16 protein-coding genes are annotated in these 16,044 nt (G+C 70.5%); 6 read left to right on the forward strand and 10 right to left on the reverse strand.

Annotated features, from left to right (window positions below):
• The 5 genes from VF647_19650 to VF647_19670 form a co-directional block, all read right to left on the reverse strand.
• Positions 1-442: heparan-alpha-glucosaminide N-acetyltransferase domain-containing protein (locus VF647_19650; protein ID HEX8454304.1), on the reverse strand; the 442-nt coding region annotated here is incomplete at its 3' end.
• 86 nt (positions 443-528) lie between these two features.
• A complete protein-coding gene (locus VF647_19655; protein ID HEX8454305.1) occupies positions 529-2,124 on the reverse strand; it encodes a PLP-dependent aminotransferase family protein in 1,596 nt (531 codons plus the stop codon).
• 228 nt (positions 2,125-2,352) lie between these two features.
• Complete coding sequence (locus VF647_19660) at positions 2,353-5,013, reverse strand: ABC transporter permease (protein ID HEX8454306.1); 2,661 nt, start codon at positions 5,011-5,013, stop codon at positions 2,353-2,355.
• Between the two features lie 15 nt (positions 5,014-5,028).
• Positions 5,029-5,364: a PadR family transcriptional regulator gene (locus tag VF647_19665; GenBank protein HEX8454307.1), complete on the reverse strand. Its 336-nt coding sequence runs from the start codon at positions 5,362-5,364 to the stop codon at positions 5,029-5,031.
• Between the two features lie 150 nt (positions 5,365-5,514).
• Positions 5,515-5,865: a cupin domain-containing protein gene (locus VF647_19670; GenBank protein HEX8454308.1), complete on the reverse strand. Its 351-nt coding sequence runs from the start codon at positions 5,863-5,865 to the stop codon at positions 5,515-5,517.
• 198 nt (positions 5,866-6,063) lie between these two features.
• Between VF647_19670 and VF647_19675 the strand changes: the two genes are divergently transcribed.
• The gene (locus VF647_19675; protein HEX8454309.1) at positions 6,064-6,831 is read left to right on the forward strand and encodes a sigma-70 family RNA polymerase sigma factor; all 768 of its coding nucleotides are present in this window, start codon (positions 6,064-6,066) and stop codon (positions 6,829-6,831) included.
• A gap of 15 nt (positions 6,832-6,846) precedes the next feature.
• Here the strand turns inward: VF647_19675 and VF647_19680 are convergent, their stop codons facing one another.
• From VF647_19680 to VF647_19690, 3 genes are read right to left on the reverse strand one after another with little or no spacing between them, the layout of a single operon-like run.
• The gene (locus VF647_19680) at positions 6,847-7,302 is read right to left on the reverse strand and encodes a DinB family protein (GenBank protein ID HEX8454310.1); all 456 of its coding nucleotides are present in this window, start codon (positions 7,300-7,302) and stop codon (positions 6,847-6,849) included.
• Between the two features lie 39 nt (positions 7,303-7,341).
• Complete coding sequence (locus VF647_19685; GenBank protein ID HEX8454311.1) at positions 7,342-7,866, reverse strand: DinB family protein; 525 nt, start codon at positions 7,864-7,866, stop codon at positions 7,342-7,344.
• 28 nt (positions 7,867-7,894) lie between these two features.
• Positions 7,895-8,794 (reverse strand): alpha/beta fold hydrolase, encoded by a 900-nt coding sequence (locus VF647_19690; GenBank protein HEX8454312.1) that lies wholly within the window; start codon positions 8,792-8,794, stop codon positions 7,895-7,897.
• An 84-nt stretch (positions 8,795-8,878) separates the two neighbouring features.
• On the opposite strand from VF647_19690, the gene VF647_19695 reads away from it, so the two are divergent.
• The 5 genes from VF647_19695 to VF647_19715 all read left to right on the forward strand — a co-directional run bounded on the left by VF647_19695 (position 8,879) and on the right by VF647_19715 (position 14,097).
• Positions 8,879-9,523 (forward strand): TetR/AcrR family transcriptional regulator, encoded by a 645-nt coding sequence (locus tag VF647_19695; protein ID HEX8454313.1) that lies wholly within the window; start codon positions 8,879-8,881, stop codon positions 9,521-9,523.
• Positions 9,524-9,648: 125 nt separating this feature from the next.
• Positions 9,649-10,263 carry a hypothetical protein gene (locus VF647_19700; protein HEX8454314.1) on the forward strand — a complete coding sequence of 205 codons (615 nt, stop codon included), beginning with the start codon at positions 9,649-9,651 and terminating at the stop codon, positions 10,261-10,263.
• Positions 10,264-10,386: 123 nt separating this feature from the next.
• Entirely contained in the window at positions 10,387-11,241 is an 855-nt protein-coding gene (locus tag VF647_19705) for an alpha/beta hydrolase (protein HEX8454315.1), read from the forward strand.
• A 137-nt stretch (positions 11,242-11,378) separates the two neighbouring features.
• Positions 11,379-12,224, forward strand: coding sequence for a CbbQ/NirQ/NorQ/GpvN family protein (locus tag VF647_19710; GenBank protein HEX8454316.1), 846 nt, complete (start codon positions 11,379-11,381; stop codon positions 12,222-12,224).
• A gap of 4 nt (positions 12,225-12,228) precedes the next feature.
• Complete coding sequence (locus VF647_19715) at positions 12,229-14,097, forward strand: VWA domain-containing protein (GenBank protein HEX8454317.1); 1,869 nt, start codon at positions 12,229-12,231, stop codon at positions 14,095-14,097.
• A 99-nt stretch (positions 14,098-14,196) separates the two neighbouring features.
• Here VF647_19715 and VF647_19720 read toward each other — a convergent pair whose 3' ends face one another.
• Both VF647_19720 and VF647_19725 read right to left on the reverse strand, forming a co-directional pair.
• Positions 14,197-14,904, reverse strand: coding sequence for a TIM barrel protein (locus VF647_19720; protein HEX8454318.1), 708 nt, complete (start codon positions 14,902-14,904; stop codon positions 14,197-14,199).
• Positions 14,904-15,938, reverse strand: coding sequence for a nucleotidyltransferase domain-containing protein (locus VF647_19725; GenBank protein HEX8454319.1), 1,035 nt, complete (start codon positions 15,936-15,938; stop codon positions 14,904-14,906). Before VF647_19725 ends, VF647_19720 begins: the two co-directional genes overlap by 1 nt.
• Positions 15,939-16,044 lie beyond the last annotated feature (106 nt).

Here is a 16,044-nt window from a genome sequence, read left to right on the forward strand (position 1 = left end):
CCAGCGCCGCCAGCACCACCATCGACCACCCGAGCGCCCACAGCACCGTGATGATGGTCACCTTGTAGTCGACGTTGAACTGCCATAGGAAGCGGCTGATCGTCAGCTCCAGGAACACCAGCCACAGGCCGCGCGTGAACAGGAAGCCCGAGAGCTGTGAAGTCGTGCGGTTGCGGCGCGCCAGGTACGCCGCGGTCCCGGTGAGGAGGCAGAAGACCGGCGCGCAGAAGTGCGTGATCCAGCGCGTGAAGAAGAGCTGCGGCGTGGTCGTGGCCAGGTCCGTCGGGTTGATGGACGCGCCGCCAAAGAAGTCGCGCGTGTGGTCGAGCGCCATGAGGATCATGATCACGCCGCGGACCACGTCCACCGAGTCGACCCGATGCCGCACCCGCGCGGCCGGTATCGTGGGGGCCAACGGTACGGCCACTGATTGTGTTGTCATGGAGGGTTCCGGGTGGGGGCTCTGGAGCGGGTCTCTGCCACACCGACGAATGGGCGGCGCGTGGACGGACAGGCGTGCCGCGTCGCTCAGGCTCGCGTGGCGGACCGGCGCTCCAGGTGCCCCTCGATCGCGCGCCCGAGCCGCCGCGCGCCATCCCAGATCATCGCGTCCGAGCATCCCGCGTAGCCGAAGACGAGACCTCCCGGCGGGGCGGGATGTTCGTCGCCATGGAGAGCTGGCGTGCGGTAGGACGAGAGCGGCGTGACGAACACTCCGGCGGCGTTCGCGGCATCCGACAGCTCTTCGTCGGTGACGCCGCCGGGCACGTCCGGGCGGAGCCAGCCGACGAGGTGCATCCCGGCCGCGGCGGGGCGCAGGTCGAGCCAGCGGGAGAGGTGCGTGGCAGCGGCGGCGATCAGCGTCGCCTGGCGGGAGGCGTACACGAGGCGCATGCGGCGCACGTGCCGGGTGTAGTGCCCCTCCTCGATGAAGTCGGCGAGCACCGCCTGCTCCACGGTCGCGGTGTGCCGGTCCGCCGCCGCCTTGGCCGCGGCAAAGGTGTCCACGAGCGCTTCGGGTACGATCACGTAGCCCAGCCGCAGGGAGGGGAAGAGGGTCTTGCTGAAGGTCCCCACGTACAGCACGCGGGCCGGCACGCCGCCGGCGGCGCTCCGCTCCGCATCCAGTCCCTGCAGCGATGCCAGGGGCCTGCCGACGTACCTGAACTCGCCGTCGTAGTCGTCCTCCACGATCCAGGCGCCCGCGCGTCCCGCCCAGTCGAGCAGCGCCAGCCGCCGCTGCATCGTCATGGTGGCGCCGAGCGGGAACTGGTACGACGGCGAGACGTAGGCGAGGCGCGCCGCGGGGTTCAGCGCCTCGCCCGCGGCGGTGTCGAGCCCGTCGCCGTCCACCGGCACGGGGACGATGGCCGCGCCCGCCGCCCGCAGCGTCTCGCGCGCGCCGAAGTAGCCGGGGTCCTCCAGCCACGCCGCCTCGCCGGGCTTGAGGAGCACACGCGCGACGAGGTCGAGCGCCTGCTGCGCGCCTGACGTCACGATCACCTGGCGCGCCTCGCACCGCACGCCGCGCGAGAGGTTCACGTAGTCGGAGATGGCCTTGCGCAGCGGATCGTACCCCATCGGATAGCCGTACCCGAGAAGCCGCTCCGCCTCCTCGCCCGCCACCGCTCGCCAGCGCCGCGCCGCGATTCGCGCCCAGAGCCCCACCGGAAACAGGTCGAGCGCCGGCAGCCCGATGCGGAACGCGGACGTGCCGGTCGGCCCCTCCGGGCGCCTGGGGGGCGCGGTGACCACGTGCGATGCCGTGCTGGGCGGCGCGGGCGACGTGCGCCGGAGCGGCGAGCGGCGGGTGTGCAGCGCATCGTCCGGCAGCCCTTCGCGCACGAAGGTGCCCGAGCCCGTGCGCGCCTCCACGTACCCCTCCGCCCGCAGCTGGTCGAACGCGGCGGACACGGTGACGCGCGACACGCCCGTCTCCGTCGCCAGCGCGCGCGTGGAAGGGAGCCGCGAGCCGGCCGGCAGGCGCCCGCTCACGATCGCGGTGCGGATGGCGTTGTAGAGCTGCCGGTGAAGCGGATCGCGGTGCCCCGGATCGAGCACGATGAACGGCGTCGGGTGCCGCGACGCGCGCCGTGCCCTCCGTTTCTGGCTCTGCGCTGACATCGAAGGTGACCTGGGTTGCCGTCGTTCCGGAGCTGCCGACGCTTCAGCGCCGGGGCAGCGAGAATCGCCCCCGGCGCTGGGTAGTCGAACGCACGTTTGCGTGGCTGATGAAGTACCGGCGCCCCGTGCCGGCTACGAGAACATAGTGAGTTCCTCACGCGCCTGGAACCCGCGCGCCACGACCGGCCTGATGGCTCGCCGCCCGCGGCGCGCGTGAGACTTGCCCGATCACTCCTGTCGAAGCGCCTCCATCGGGCGGACCCGGAGCACCTGGCGCGCGGGGCCGGCAGTGGCGAGGAGCGCGGCGGCGATCACGAGTGCCGCGACGCTGGGCACGAGCACGTGTTGCTGGCCGCGCATGATCTCACCGCCGGAGAGTCGCTCGATCAACGTGATGAGGGCGACTCCCACGGCCAGCCCGAGCGCGAGCTGGCGCGTGGAGCGCGAGAAGATGGTCTGCAGCACCTGGCGCCGCGTTGCGCCGAGCGCGGACCGGATGCCGATCTCGCGGTACCGGCGTGTGACGGCGAAGGACATCATCGCCGAGATCCCCGCGGCGGAGAGAAGGATCACGCTCAGCGCCACGAGACTTACCAGGACGACCCAGAACCTAACCCCGCCAGCGGTGTCGCCGCCGCGAAGCTCGACTGGGCCGGCGACGGTCATCGGGCGCCCCGGCGCTACTTCCGCGGCGATCTCCCACAGCCCCGGGACGAGGACGTCGGGGTCGATCCCCCGCGCGCGGACGGCGACGCTCACCGGCGCCGGCCCCAGCGCCGCCGGGAGATAGATGGCCGGCATCTGGAACTCCGCCTCCCTGCTCACGAAGAGATCGTCCACCACCCCGACGATCTCGAGCCAGGGGCCCGGCTGGACGGTGTCGGCCGCGGCGGCCGGCGTGCTGCGCACCCGGCGTCCGAGGGCCGCTCCGCCCCCCAGGAAACGGCGGACGAAGGAGCGGCTCACGACCGCGGCCCCGCCGCCGGGCGCGTCGCCGGCCCCGAACGGCCGCCCCGCGAGCACCCGGGCGCCGAACACGGCGAAATAGTTGGGCGCTATACCGGTGGAGAGCACGACGGCGGGTGCCGCGTCCGCCACCGTCACCCCGCCCTCGACCTCGATGCGCACGCTCTTGCCGGAGCGCGGGGGCGCCGAGGCATACGTCACGCCGAGCACGCCCGGCTCCGTGGCGATCCGGCGGATCAGCTCGGCCTGGGCTTCGGCGAAGCTTTCGTCCGCCTGACTGGCGAGCGCCGCCCCGCCCGGGGCCGCATCCCGCTCGAGCCCGAGGACGAGCATCTCGTCGACCGGGAAGGTGGGCTCGGCGCGCGACGCCCGATACCCGTTCCAGGCGATCGCGACCACCGGCGGGAGCACGGCCATCGCGACCGCGACCTGCATCACGATGAGCGCCGTCCAGGTGCTCCCGAGCTGCATGCCGGTGGCGCCGCCCATCTGGCGGAGCGTGGACTGCAGCCGCTGCCCGGTGGCCGCCAGCGCGGGGATGATGCCGACGATGAAGGCCGCGAGCACGGCGAGACCGAGGGCATACGCGATGGTGGACGCCGGGAGGCCGGGCTCGATCCAGTACGGAAAGGTTTCCGGGTGCATGGCGACGATCTGCCGGAACCCGGCGTTCGCGATCAGCAGCCCCGCCACCGCTGCGAGCGAGGAGAGCGCGAGCGCCTCCAGGAAGAGCTGCGTGACGATGCGCTGGCGGGTCGCGCCCAGCGCCGTGCGGACCGCGATCTCGGCCTGGCGAGACGCCGTGCGGGCGTAGACCAGCGCCGCCACGGTGACCGCGACCGCGGCCAGGACGAGGGCCGCGAAGATCTGCATCGTCCAGATGATCCAGGCCGGGTACTGGTGCACGTCCAGCACGGCGCGGGCGTACGGGCTGACGATGGGGCGGTAGGTGGCGTACGCCGCGGGGAGCTCGGGCGCGAGCCCCTTGCTCACCGTCCTCAGCTCGGCTTCGGCGGCCGCCATGGGAACCCCCGGGGCGAGCCGGCCGAAGATGGTCACCCGGGAGCCCTGGCCCGGGCCGCGGAGCGCGGGGTCGTTCCGGAGCGCCGTCCAGTAGCCGTGGTTGAACGGAAAGCGGAAGCCCTCGGGCATCACGCCCACGACGGTGTACGGGTTGCCGTCGAGGCGCACCTCGCGTCCCAAGACGCCACGGTCCGCGCCGAAGTCCCGCCGCCACTCGTCGTGCCCGATCACCAGCACCGGGGGGGCTCCCGCAACCTCGTCGGACGCGAGGATCGGACGTCCGAGGAGGGGCTGCACCCGCGCCACGTCGAATCCGGACGCGGTCATCTCCGCCGCCCGTACTCCACCCGCCGTGCCGCCCGGAACGTGCAGGTAGCGATCGGCGTCGCGGAAGGCGGACAGCTGCAGCACGGACCGTTGGCTCCCCCTCCAGCTTTCCAGGTCGAAGAGGGTCGTGCAGAAGCAGTCGTCGCCCCCCGCTTCCAGGTAGTCGAGCGCGACGATCCGGTCGCCCTCGTCGAGCGGGGGGACCGAGTAGTAGAACGTCATGAAGCTGAAGAATCCCGTCGCGATGGCGACGCCGACGGCCATCCCGAGCGTGCCGGTAACGGAGAGCGCGGGGTGCTTCGCCAGCATGCGCAGGGCGAGCTTTACGTCGGGCGTCAGCCCGATCACCGGCGCAAACCAGCGCGCGTCGCGCACCTCTTCGCGGAAGCGCTCGCGTGCGCCGAAGGTCAGCGCCGCCTGCCGCCTCGCGGCTTCCGGGGTCATCCCGGCGCGGAGGTTGTTCCGCGTCTCCATCTCGAGGTGGAAGGCGAACTCCTCCTCCAGCTCGCGCTCCACCTCTTCCCGGCGGAGGAGCACCCGCAGCCGGTTCCTCCATCGCGTGATCCACTCCATGTGGCCCTCTCCCGATCAGGTGGTGCGCAGGATGGCGTCCATCATCCGCACGTACTCTTGCCAGCTCCGCGACTCGTCTCCGAGTGCGCCGCGGCCAGCCGTGGTCAGCTTGTAGTACTTGGCCCGGCGGTTCTCCTCGGTGACGCCCCATTCACTCGCCAGCAGCCCACGTTCTTCCAGGCGCTGGAGCGCCGGGTAGAGTGATCCCGCTCCCACGCGCAGCGCATCGCCAGAGAGCTGCTCCAGGCGGTGTGCGATCGACCACCCGTGCATGGGCTCCAGCGAAAGCGCCTTCAGGATCAGGAGGTCGAGCGTACCTCGAAGGATGTCGTTGGATGCGTGCGGTGGCATTTGGCTCTCGGGAAGTAGTATCGGGTTCCGATACAAATAAGTTTCGTTGTATCGAAAGTCAATACCAGCGTGCTGGGGCGTGCGTGCTGGGAATCAGCGGCCGGTGGGCACGCGGCTCATCGCTCCAGGGACATCAGGTGCCGCCGGACCTCAGATGACGCGGCGTACGGCGGCCGTGGCGGGGTCTCCCGTGTTCGGGGTGCCGGTGGGCTCGATCAGCAGCAGCTTTACCTCCTCCCGCGCCACCGGGCGATGCTCCACACCCCTGGGCACGACGAACAGTTCTCCCGGCCCCAGCGACACGCTGCGGTCCCGCATCTCGATGACGAGATTCCCCTCGAGGACCAGGAAGAAGTCGTCCGCGTCGTCGTGCCTGTGCCACACGAACTCCCCGTGCAGCCTGGCCACCATCACGTCGTGCCCGTCGAACTCGGCCACCGTGCGGGGCTGCCAGTGCTCGGTGAAGCTGGCCAGCTTCGCGGCGAGGTTCACGACGTCCATGTTTCGATCTCCCGTTTTGTGATGGCAAAGTGGACTGGTGCGGCGTAGCCAGATTGGCGCTGGCCGTGATGCCACCTGGTCACTAGATATGACACCGGGCGCGGCTACCGCGCGGCCTCACGTGTCACCCGCGACTCACTCCCGATGCTTCCCGCACCCGCCGCGCATCCGGTCCGAGTTTTCACGCCAGCGCACGACGTGGCCGACGCCGTATCCGTGGCGTTTCGCGAGCAGTGGAGCCAGATCGTCGCGACGCTCAACCGCATCACGGGCGATTGGGACCTGGCGGAGGAGTGCGCGCAGGACGCGTTCGCGAAGGCGATCGAGCGCTGGCCGGCGGATGGGGTGCCGCGACGCCCCGGCGCCTGGCTCACCACGACGGCCCGCAACCGCGCCATCGACCGGCGCCGCCGCGACGCACTCGGCAAGGACAAGCATGAGCAGGCGATGCGGCTCTGGCACCTGGACGAGCCCGCGAGCCCGCCCGACGATTGGGAGCCGCATGCCATCCCCGACGACCGGCTGCGCCTGATCTTCGCCTGCTGCCATCCGGCGCTGCCGCGGGAGACGGGCGTGGCGCTGGCGCTGCGCGCGGTCGCGGGACTGAGCACCAGCGCCATCGCGCGCGCGTTCCGCGTTTCCGAGATGACGATGTCGAAGCGCCTGGTGCGAGCCAAGAACAGGATACGCAACGCGCCCCTCGCCTTCAGCGTCCCCGCCGCCCACCTGCTGCCCGGGCGTGCCGAGGCCGTGCGCGACGTCCTGCGCCTGATGTTCGATGAAGCGCATGCCGCCGGCGACCTGCGCCGCGAGGCGATCCGCCTGACGCGCATGCTCGTCGAGTTGATGCCGCACGACGCCGAAGCCAGGCGCCTACTCGCGCAGATGCTGCTCCACGAGAAAACGCCACAGAGAACCTCCGTGGCTTTCTCCTCATCTTCGCGTGCTCTGTGTGAGGTCAGCTAGGCCACGCGTGGTACTTCATCCGTCGCGGGCGTACACGATGTAATCGGTGGCCGCCGGAGTGCCGCCGCCCGCACGGGTAAGCGCGGCGATCTGGCCGCGATGGTAGCTCCCGTGCAGCGCCACGTGCGTCAGGATCTCGGCGACCGTGTTCTGGAAAGTCAGGCCGGCACTGTTGCGGTACTCCACCACGCGCTCCAATTCGTCCTGCGCGCCCGCGGCGATCCGGCGCAGCACCGCGATGCTGTCGCCCGCGAGCGTCTCCGCGTCTGGGAGCGAGAGGTCGGGCCAGACGGGGTGCGCCGGCGTGCGACCCTCCAGGCGCGACAGCCACACGTGCTCGGCCGCCGCCACGTGCGCGTACAGGCGGACGGCCCGCGCCCGCTCGTCTCCATCGGGCAGGGCATCGATCGCGGCGCGGGCGCGCGTGTCGGCCCAGGCGGCGTGGTCCATCAGCGAAAGCAGCACGGACATGGGATGAGCTCCGGGTGGCGTTTCAGGATCGGCGGCCGTTCACCGGTCCATGATGGTGAGATACTCCCTCCACGGTCCGACCTCGTCGCGGTACTGCCGCGCCATCACCCGCGCGATCTGCGCGATGTGGCCGTGGTCGTGCGCGGTCCAGGTGGCGAGAAGCTGGCGCAGCGTGACGGTGCCCAGCGCGGGATGTTCTCCCGTGAGCGCGAGATGCGCGTCCGTCAGGCGCCACCCGGCGAGCGTGGCGAGGTTCCGAGTGCGGAGCGTGGCGAATTCGTCCAGCAGGTCCGCGAGCGGCCTGTCCTGGCTCGCCCGGAGCTGCGCGAAGCGGTCGAACGGGGTGAAGCGCCGCTCCGGCCCCTGGGTGAGGATGATGCGCGCCCGCTCGACCCAATCGGTGCGCTCCCCGTGGACCAGGTGCCCGACGACCACGTACGGGCTCCACGTGTCCGGCCCTTCATCGGCTCTGATCCAATCATCGGAAAGGCCGCCGAGCATCGCGCGCAGCACGTGCGGCGTCCGCTCCAGGATGGCGGTGGCGGCGGTGAGGTCGAACTCCATGATCGTCGGATGATGGGAAGGGTTGAGCTCAGTCGCCCGCGAGCGCGTCGGCCCGCGCGGGCGCCGGATGTGCGTCGCGGGCGAGCAGGAACTCCGAGATCCGGTCCAGCGCCGCGGGTGACTTTAGGATCCGGTTGTGGCCCTCGCCGGGCATCGGCACCAGCACGCTCCCGCGCCACGCCCTGGAGATCGCCTCGGCGTGCGCGAACGGCACCTCAGTGTCCGCCGGATCGTGCAGGATGAGCCCGGGGACCCCCAGCCGCACCGCCGCCCGGTCCGCGTCGAACTCGGCGATCCCGCGGCCGACGATGGAGACCAGGTGCCGCTCCATCCCGGCCGCGCGGCGCTCGTGCAGGCCGATGAAGTGGCGCAGCTTCTCCAGGAAGTAGGCAGGTCCGGTCGGTGGCGCAATGAGCACCGCGCGCCTTGCATCGAGCCCGGCGTCGAGCGACAGGATCGCGGCCGCGCCGCCGAAGGAGTGCCCGATCACCGCGCTCAGCGGGCCGACGCGGGCGCCCATCTCCGGCAGGATCTTCATCCACACCGCGAGCGAGGTGCGCCGCCCCGCGGATGCCCCGTGCGCGGGCATGTCGAAAGCGATCGCGCGCATCCCGTCCGCCGCCAGGCGTGCGCCGATCGCCGCCATGTCCGCGGCGCGGCCGCTCCAACCGTGGACCAGGAGCACCGTCGGCCCGTCTTCTCCCCAGATCCAACCGACCAGGCGCTCGCCGTCGAACTCCATCCTCACCTCGCGCGGCTGCACGCCGCCGACGGCCTGCGGAGTGGCGGGGCGCTTCTTTGGCGTGAGGAAGAGGCGAGCGGCCTGCCGCTCCGCGACGCCGGGCAGCAGGTGGCCCGCGACACGGAACCAGGCTCTGAGCAGGCGGACCCCGAGGGGAAAGGCGGGCATCGCACGTCTGGTTGGCATCGGCTCTCCTCTCACGGGTGTGCCGGAATAAAACGATCGGTCGTGCTATTTCGCAAGAGGGGCGTTCGTGCTATCGTTGGAACCATGAACAAGGGCCAGCGCACCAAACGTGAAATCGTCAGCCGTGCCCTCTCCCTGGCCGGCGACGTGGGGCTCGAGAACGTCACCCTGGGGACGCTCGCGTCCGAGCTGCGGCTCTCCAAGAGCGGCCTCTTTGCGCACTTCAATTCCAAGGAAGCGCTGCAGCTCGCCGTGCTGGGCGAGGCCATCGAGCGCTTCGCCGCATCGGTCGTCCGCCCCGCCCTGGAGGCGCCGCGCGGGGAGCCGAGGCTGGCGGCGTTGTTCGAGCGGTGGCTCGGCTGGATCGACGACTCCACCCCCGAGCCCGCCGAATCCGCGCAGAGGCGGGGTGGGCGCTGCATCTTCATGGCGCTGTCGCAAGAATACGACGACCGCCCGGGCGAGCTGCACGACGCGGTGGCGCAGTCGCAGCGGGACTGGCGCGCCTTCGTGACGCATGCCGCGGAGCTCGCCATCGCGGAGGGCCACTTCGCCGCCGATGCCGACGCCGAGCAGTTCGCATTCGAGCTGGTGGGGATCGGCATGACGTACCAGCAGACCACGAAGCTCCTCGCCGATCCCGCGGCCGAGCGGCGGGCGCGCGCCGCGTTCGAGGCGCTGATGGCCCGCTATCGTGCGTCCCAGCCGAAGCGCCGCGCCCGCGCGTAGATCGGCCGCTCGAAAGTGGCATTGCCGCGATGGATCGAATTGGCGCTTGCGCGACGCTCGCGCTGGGCAGAGGGTTGGAGGGAGCCGACGTGAGGCTCCCAACCACCCATCGCGAGGCAGGCACGATGACGAAAGTACGCGGGAAGCTCCCTCTCCGGCTGGCGCTGTGCCTGGTCGTCGCGGCATCCACCGACGCGCTCGCGCAGGGCAGCGTGCGGCCGGCCGATGCCCCCGCGCACCAACCGCGGCCGGAGCGCGACGGGCAGCGGGACTTCGACTTCGAGATCGGCAGCTGGAAGACGCGCCTCTCCCGTCGCCTGCGTCCGCTCACCGGGTCGACCACCTGGGTGGACTACGAGGGGACGACCGTGGTGCGCAAGGTGTGGGACGGGCGCGCCAACCTGGTGGAGCTGGTGGCGGATGGGCCCGCGGGGCACTTCCAGGGGCTGAGCCTGCGCACCTACAACCCCGCGACGCGCCAGTGGACGCTGAACTTCGCCAACGCCGCCGACGGCGCCCTCGCCGTGCCGACGATCGGCGAGTTCAGGGACGGGCAGGGCGAGTTCTACAGCCACGAGACGCTGAACGGGCGGGCGATCCTGGTGCGCTTCGTCATCAAGGACATCACCCCCACCTCGTGCCGCTTCGAACAGTCGTTTTCGGACGATGGCGGCAGGACCTGGGAGCTCAACTGGGTCGCCGTCGACACGCGCATCCCCGACGCGCCGCCCAGCCGCTGACGCGCGGCGCGCAGGCGCCATCCATCCAAGGAATGGGCCGCTGTCCACGCCGTTCATCGCCGTTCGTCGGGTGCAGGGGAGATGGCGCCCGGCCGGGGCGGAGCGGCTCACAGGGGGAGGGACATGCTCAGAAGCATCTTCATCAGCGCGGCGGCGCTCGTACTCACGGTTGGCCAGGCGCACGCGCAGGTCGTGAACCTGTGGCCCGGCGCGGCGCCCGAATCCGAGCGGTGGACGCATCGGGAGGTGACGGTCGAGAACACGCCGGTCGGCACCGTGATCATCAACGTCGTCACGCCCACGCTGACCGCGTACCTCCCCGAGCCGTCGAAGGCGACGGGGACGGGCGTCATCATCGCGCCGGGCGGCGGGTTCGTTGCGCTGGCGGTCAGCCGCGAAGGCACCGATCTGGCTCGCTGGCTACAGGAGCGGGGAATCGCCGCCTTCGTGCTCAAGTACCGCACGGTGGAGAAGCGCACGGACGGCATCCCGGAGATGGACATGGACACCTCCGGCCGCTACGGCATCGCCGACGGCATCCAGGCGCTCCGCGTGGTGCGGCGGCGCGCGGCCGAGTGGGGGATCTCGCCTGACCGCGTTGGCTTCGTCGGATTCTCGGCGGGCGGCATGGTGGCGAGCGGGGCGCTGCTCCAGGCCGACAGCGCGGCACGCCCAAACTTCGCGGCGCTGATCTACGGGGGGCCGTTCGGCGTAATCCCCGCGATTCCCGCGAAGCTGCCGCCGACGTTCATGGCGTGGGCCCAGGACGATCGGCTGGCGCAGCGGCTGGTGGTTCCGTTCCGCGATGCGCTCATGGCCGCGGGGCACAGGCCGGAGGTGCACAACTTCAGCGCGGGCGGGCACGGGTTCGGCATGCACAAACAGGGCACGAGCAGCGACCACTGGGTGGATGCGCTGTACTTCTGGATGGACGCGCAGGGATTCGCGCGCCGGCCCGCGGCGACGGGGCAGCCCTGACTGCCGTTCCCCGTCGGACGTGGGGCGCGGCTGCAAGATTGCGTTCATCAGGCAGAGATCGGGCGCACGGCGGGCACGGGCGTGATGGATCACGCCCGTACAAATCCATCGCGACACACCACTGATTCGAGATACGGATGATCCACACTTCGCCGAACTACACGTCCACGATGGAGACGCCGGAGAACGCACCGCTGCGTCCACCGTCCGGGCCGGAGCCGTTCTACGTCGCTTCGGGGGACGAGGTGAGCGTCTTCGAGCGGTGCCACGCGCGGGGGCTGCCGGTGATGCTCAAAGGGCCCACCGGGTGCGGAAAGACGCGCTTCGTGGAGCACGTGGCGTGGCGGCTCAAGCGGCCGCTGGTGACGGTGGCGTGCCACGACGACCTCTCGGCCAGCGACCTCACGGGCCGCTACCTGATCCGCGGCGGCGAGACGGTGTGGGTGGACGGGCCGCTCACCACGGCGGTGCGGCAGGGGGCGATCTGCTACCTGGACGAGGTGGTGGAGGCGCGGCAGGACACCGTCGTCGTCATCCACCCGCTCACCGACGACCGGCGCGTCCTTCCCATCGACAAGACGGGGGAGATCCTCGAGGCGGCGCCCGGATTCCAGCTCGTCATCTCGTACAACCCGGGGTACCAGCACGCCATGAAGGACCTGAAGCCGAGCACCCGGCAGCGGTTCGTGGCGCTGGAGTTCGACTTCCCCCCGGCCGAGCGCGAGGCGCAGATCGTGGCGCACGAGGGCGGCGTCGATGTGGAGGACGCGCGCCGGCTGGTGAAGCTGGCGACGGGGGTGCGCCGCCTGCGCGACCAGGGTCTGGCCGAGGTGCCGAGCACCCGCCTGCTGGTGGCGACCGCGCGGCTGATGGCGGGCGGCATCGACGCGCCGACCTCGTGCCGCGCGGCATTCGTCGCGCCCCTCACCGACGACCCCGACCTCCTGGCCGCGATCTCGGACCTGGTCGCCGCGACCTTCTGACGCCGTGGGCCTCCGCACCTTTCTCGCCCGGCGCCGCGCCGCGGCCCTCCTGCGCCCGGAGGAGGCGCCGCACGACGGCGCGCGCCTCCCCGAAGTCAGCCGCCGGCTGGAGCTGCTGATCGCCGCGCTGTACGGCCGCCCCATCCTCATCACCCCCGCGCCGCCCCCGAAGCGCCTGCGCCGGTCCGAGCGCCCGGTCCCCGCCAACGACGGCGAGCGCATCGTCCTCCCCGCCGAGCTGCAGGGGGGTGACGCGGTCTCGCGCTACCGGCTGATGGCGCTGGCGCAGGCGGAGCGCGTCGCGCGCGGGACGGCGGTGCTCGCGCCTGGGCGCAAGGACGCGCTGGAGCGGGACCTGTACCTCCTCTTCGAGAGCGCGGCCGTCGACGCCGCCGTCGCGGAGCGGGTCCCCGGCCTGCGCCCCGCCCTCGCCGCCGAGCGGCAGGCAGAGCGCGCCCGCCGCGTCGAGCTGCACCCGCGCGGAGCCGCCGCCCGCGAGGTGGAGACGATCGTCCGCGAGCTCCTAGCCGCCGACGTATCCGCGCCACCACCGAGCCTGGCGGGGTGCGACACGCCGCACGACTCGCTGCGCCGCGCCCGTGACGCCGCCGCCCGCATCCGTGGCGCGGGGCGCTACCGCGGCGTTCCGCCCGTCGATCTCTGGGGCTCGGTGCTCCCCTCCGCCGTCGCCCCCGCCACGCCGGCGAGCGGCGAGCAGGATCTCCACGCCGCGCAGCCGCAGCCGCAGGCCGGACGGCTCCCGCGCTGGCTGATGGGCTTCATGACCACGGTGGGGCTGGACCCCAGGGCGGACGCGCCGGAGATCAGGGGGCACAACCCGGACACCTCCTCCGACGCTGGCACGAACCCCGCGCGCGCCGGCACTCCCCAGGACGACCCTTCCGAAGGCGGCGCGGGCGATTCGCAGGTCAGCGACGCCGACTCCGGAGAGCGCACGGAAGTCGTGCCGGAGCGGACCACGAAGACCGTCTTCCCCTACCCGGAGTGGGACTACGCGGCGGGGCGCTACCGCACGCCGGGCGCGATCGTGCGCCTGCACCCCAGCGACGAGGCGGACGGCGCGTGGTGCGTGGAGGCGCTGCGGCGGAACGCGGCGCTCGCCCGGCGCGTGCGCCAGCAGTTCGAGAGGCTGCGCGCGCGCCGCGTCCAGATCCCGCGCCAGAACCGGGGCGACGAGCTGGACCTCGCCGCCTGCGTGCGCATGCTCACCGACCTCCGCGCCGGCGTCGGCGCAGACGACCGGCTCTACACCTCCGTCATCCCCGCGCGCCGCGACGTCGCCATCACTCTGCTGGTGGATGTCAGCGGCTCCACCTCCGAGGTCTTCGGCAAGCACAGCATCCTCGAAGTCGAGAAGCTCGCCCTCCTCCTGACCGGTGAAGCGCTCGACGGCCTGGGCGATCCCTACTCCATCCTCACCTTCTCCGGCGCCACGGCGAGCAACGTCCGCATCCGCCAGATCAAGGGCTTCGACGAGCGCAACGGCGAGGCGGTGCTGCGCCGGGTGGACGCGCTCCGTCCCGAGGGCTACACGCGCCTGGGCGCCGCCATCCGCCACGCCACCGCGCAGCTCCGCCAGCAGCCCGCCGGCCACCGCCTCCTCCTGATCCTCTCCGACGGCAAGCCCAACGACGAGGACGCCTACGATGGCCGCTACGGCGTGGAGGACTCGCGCCAAGCCATCGCCGAGGCACGCGCCAGCGGCATCCACCCCTTCTGCCTCACCGTGGACCTCAAGGGCGGCGACTACCTCCCCCGCATCTTCGGCCCCACCGGCCACGTCATCCTCCACCGCGTGGACCTGCTCCCCGGCGCGCTGCTCGGCGTGATCCGCGAGATCTTCCGGCGGTGATGGCGAGCGGGGGCGGCAGGCGCTCGATGCGCCGCGTGAAAAGCGTCGCGCTCGGCCTGCCCATCAACTCCCGGCAGCGATCCCGGCTTAGTTCGCTCCTTAGAGCCTCACGAGGGCAGGGGACGGAAGGGCCTCTCTGGCGCGCCGCAACTCAGCTGCGATGCCTTGCGCGGAGACTGGGCTCTCCAGGATAACGGGGACGCTTGGAGGGACCAGCATCGCCACTTCTTGAAAATCGTGAATTGCCCCGTAGGAGAGCCAGGTGTGCTTGCTCGCCGAGCTGACGTCGCTGAGATGAACCTGGCGCAACCGCGAGCCGTGAATGTTCAGAATCCGGTAGGCTTCCACCATAGTGGGGTCGAACTGTCGCGCATGAGCGAGATCCAAGCACAATCCTGCTTCAGGTAGCTCAGCGAAGATCATCTCCAGTTCAGCCGCACTTCGCCCGATAGGCTTCCTCTTGTCCATGTTCTCGATGAGCAATCGAGAGCCGAACGCCCGCCAATGCTGAGCTGAGTGGATCGTGTCGGGGTGCACGACAACAGGCCATCGATCGGCAGCGATCCGGCGCAATGTCTCGACGATCCATGACTCATCCGCCGCCTCGAACTTACTGGGTGCGTGGACGGAGATGTGCTGGAAGTCGTCCAGCCGGAGCGAATCGACTGCGTCGAGAAGGGAGCCGAGTTCCACCGTTCGGAGCGCCGAGAGCTCGACGGCGCTCGTTCCGTGACCCGCAACCATCGAGAGGGCAGTTCTGAAATCCCCCCGCGCGAGCGCCCCGGTCGAGAATCCGAGCGGGCGCATCAAAACACCCCGTATCTTTGAGTGAAACCGCGAAATGGGGACTCTGGGCCGAAGAATATCTCGTTGAGTGCGCTCTGGAACTCATGGCCAACATCCCGAGCTTGCTGATAAACGGCGTTCTGCCCCGCGTCCTCGGGAGCAAGCTTCTCGAGCTCGTCGCGCATGGCGGCGTCATCCAGCATGGCCAAAAATTGATCATAGCTAGTAAGCAGCCGTTCCGCGGGCCTGGACAGACCGCTTTGCTGGAGCAACGTCGTAAGCCGCTCCAGGGGTGTGGACGCTACCAGGCGCACGAGGTGTTCAATGACGGCTTTTGATGAGTCATCGGCTTCCAAGACAGATTTTTCAGTCGCACAGCTGAAGCACGCGAGAAGTCCTGAGGCATAGGTCAGCTTTCGGGAAAGGCGCAGTTTCACGGTTCGAAGTGCCCATCCTTCGGCTGCGCGCTCCCTCCGCTTGTATGCGAAGTCAACCGCTACGGTACGCCAGTACCGTGAGACGTCATTCAGGAGGAAGCGCGGAACGTTGACAACCTTCGATTCCCAGCCGGGGTCCTCCGTTATGTACCGGTCGAGAACCGCTCTAACCACCCGGCCGTATGCTGCATCCGGACCGATCGCCGCAGATTCGAGAATGAGAAGAATCCGCTGAGTGAGGTTTCGATTCGTGTCCTCTCCGCCGCCGATGCGGTGGAGGATCTCGTGGCTGAAGGCGAGTCCCGCGAACGTGGCTTCGCGCCCTGGGCCCTTCTTCTCCTCCTCTTTGAGGACGCGGCCGATCTCCCGCGCTACCTCGAAGTGCGTTGAGGATGCCTGCCCATCGATGAGCAGTGTCCAGTCTACATCGCTCCCGGACGTTTTCTCGCCGCGCGCCATCGATCCGAATACCACAACGCTCGTGTCTTCCGGAGACACGAACTCAGATAAAAGGTCGAAGAGGTGCTGCTTCGCCGCGGATGCTTCCTCCCGGGCCTTGCTCAGGGCCGCCCACTCGGTACCGGAGGCGACCCCGAAAGCAGCGATCGGATCGTTCATATTTGCTGATCCCACAGGCGGTGTAGAGCCGGTCAGTGTACCCTCGTGAATCTACACCCCAGGAGAAACCAGCGCGAGATTGAAGGCGGCGCGGAATTGCCGGCCG

The organism is Longimicrobium sp., from assembly GCA_036387335.1.
Classification (GTDB): Bacteria; Gemmatimonadota; Gemmatimonadetes; order Longimicrobiales; family Longimicrobiaceae; genus Longimicrobium.

Excerpts from the sequence above, each read along its gene's own strand:
- VF647_19655 (HEX8454305.1), bottom strand. The coding sequence starts at position 2,124 with ATGTCAGCGCAGAGCCAGAAACGGAGGGCACGGCGCGCGTCGCGGCAC.
- VF647_19695 (HEX8454313.1), top strand. The coding sequence starts at position 8,879 with ATGAACAAGGGCCAGCGCACCAAACGTGAAATCGTCAGCCGTGCCCTC.
- VF647_19670 (HEX8454308.1), bottom strand. The coding sequence starts at position 5,865 with ATGGACGTCGTGAACCTCGCCGCGAAGCTGGCCAGCTTCACCGAGCAC.
- VF647_19660 (HEX8454306.1), bottom strand. The coding sequence starts at position 5,013 with ATGGAGTGGATCACGCGATGGAGGAACCGGCTGCGGGTGCTCCTCCGC.
- VF647_19725 (HEX8454319.1), bottom strand. The coding sequence starts at position 15,938 with ATGAACGATCCGATCGCTGCTTTCGGGGTCGCCTCCGGTACCGAGTGG.
- VF647_19665 (HEX8454307.1), bottom strand. The coding sequence starts at position 5,364 with ATGCCACCGCACGCATCCAACGACATCCTTCGAGGTACGCTCGACCTC.
- VF647_19690 (HEX8454312.1), bottom strand. The coding sequence starts at position 8,794 with ATGCCAACCAGACGTGCGATGCCCGCCTTTCCCCTCGGGGTCCGCCTG.
- VF647_19685 (HEX8454311.1), bottom strand. The coding sequence starts at position 7,866 with ATGGAGTTCGACCTCACCGCCGCCACCGCCATCCTGGAGCGGACGCCG.
- VF647_19680 (HEX8454310.1), bottom strand. The coding sequence starts at position 7,302 with ATGTCCGTGCTGCTTTCGCTGATGGACCACGCCGCCTGGGCCGACACG.
- VF647_19710 (HEX8454316.1), top strand. The coding sequence starts at position 11,379 with ATGATCCACACTTCGCCGAACTACACGTCCACGATGGAGACGCCGGAG.
- VF647_19705 (HEX8454315.1), top strand. The coding sequence starts at position 10,387 with ATGCTCAGAAGCATCTTCATCAGCGCGGCGGCGCTCGTACTCACGGTT.
- VF647_19700 (HEX8454314.1), top strand. The coding sequence starts at position 9,649 with ATGACGAAAGTACGCGGGAAGCTCCCTCTCCGGCTGGCGCTGTGCCTG.
- VF647_19720 (HEX8454318.1), bottom strand. The coding sequence starts at position 14,904 with ATGCGCCCGCTCGGATTCTCGACCGGGGCGCTCGCGCGGGGGGATTTC.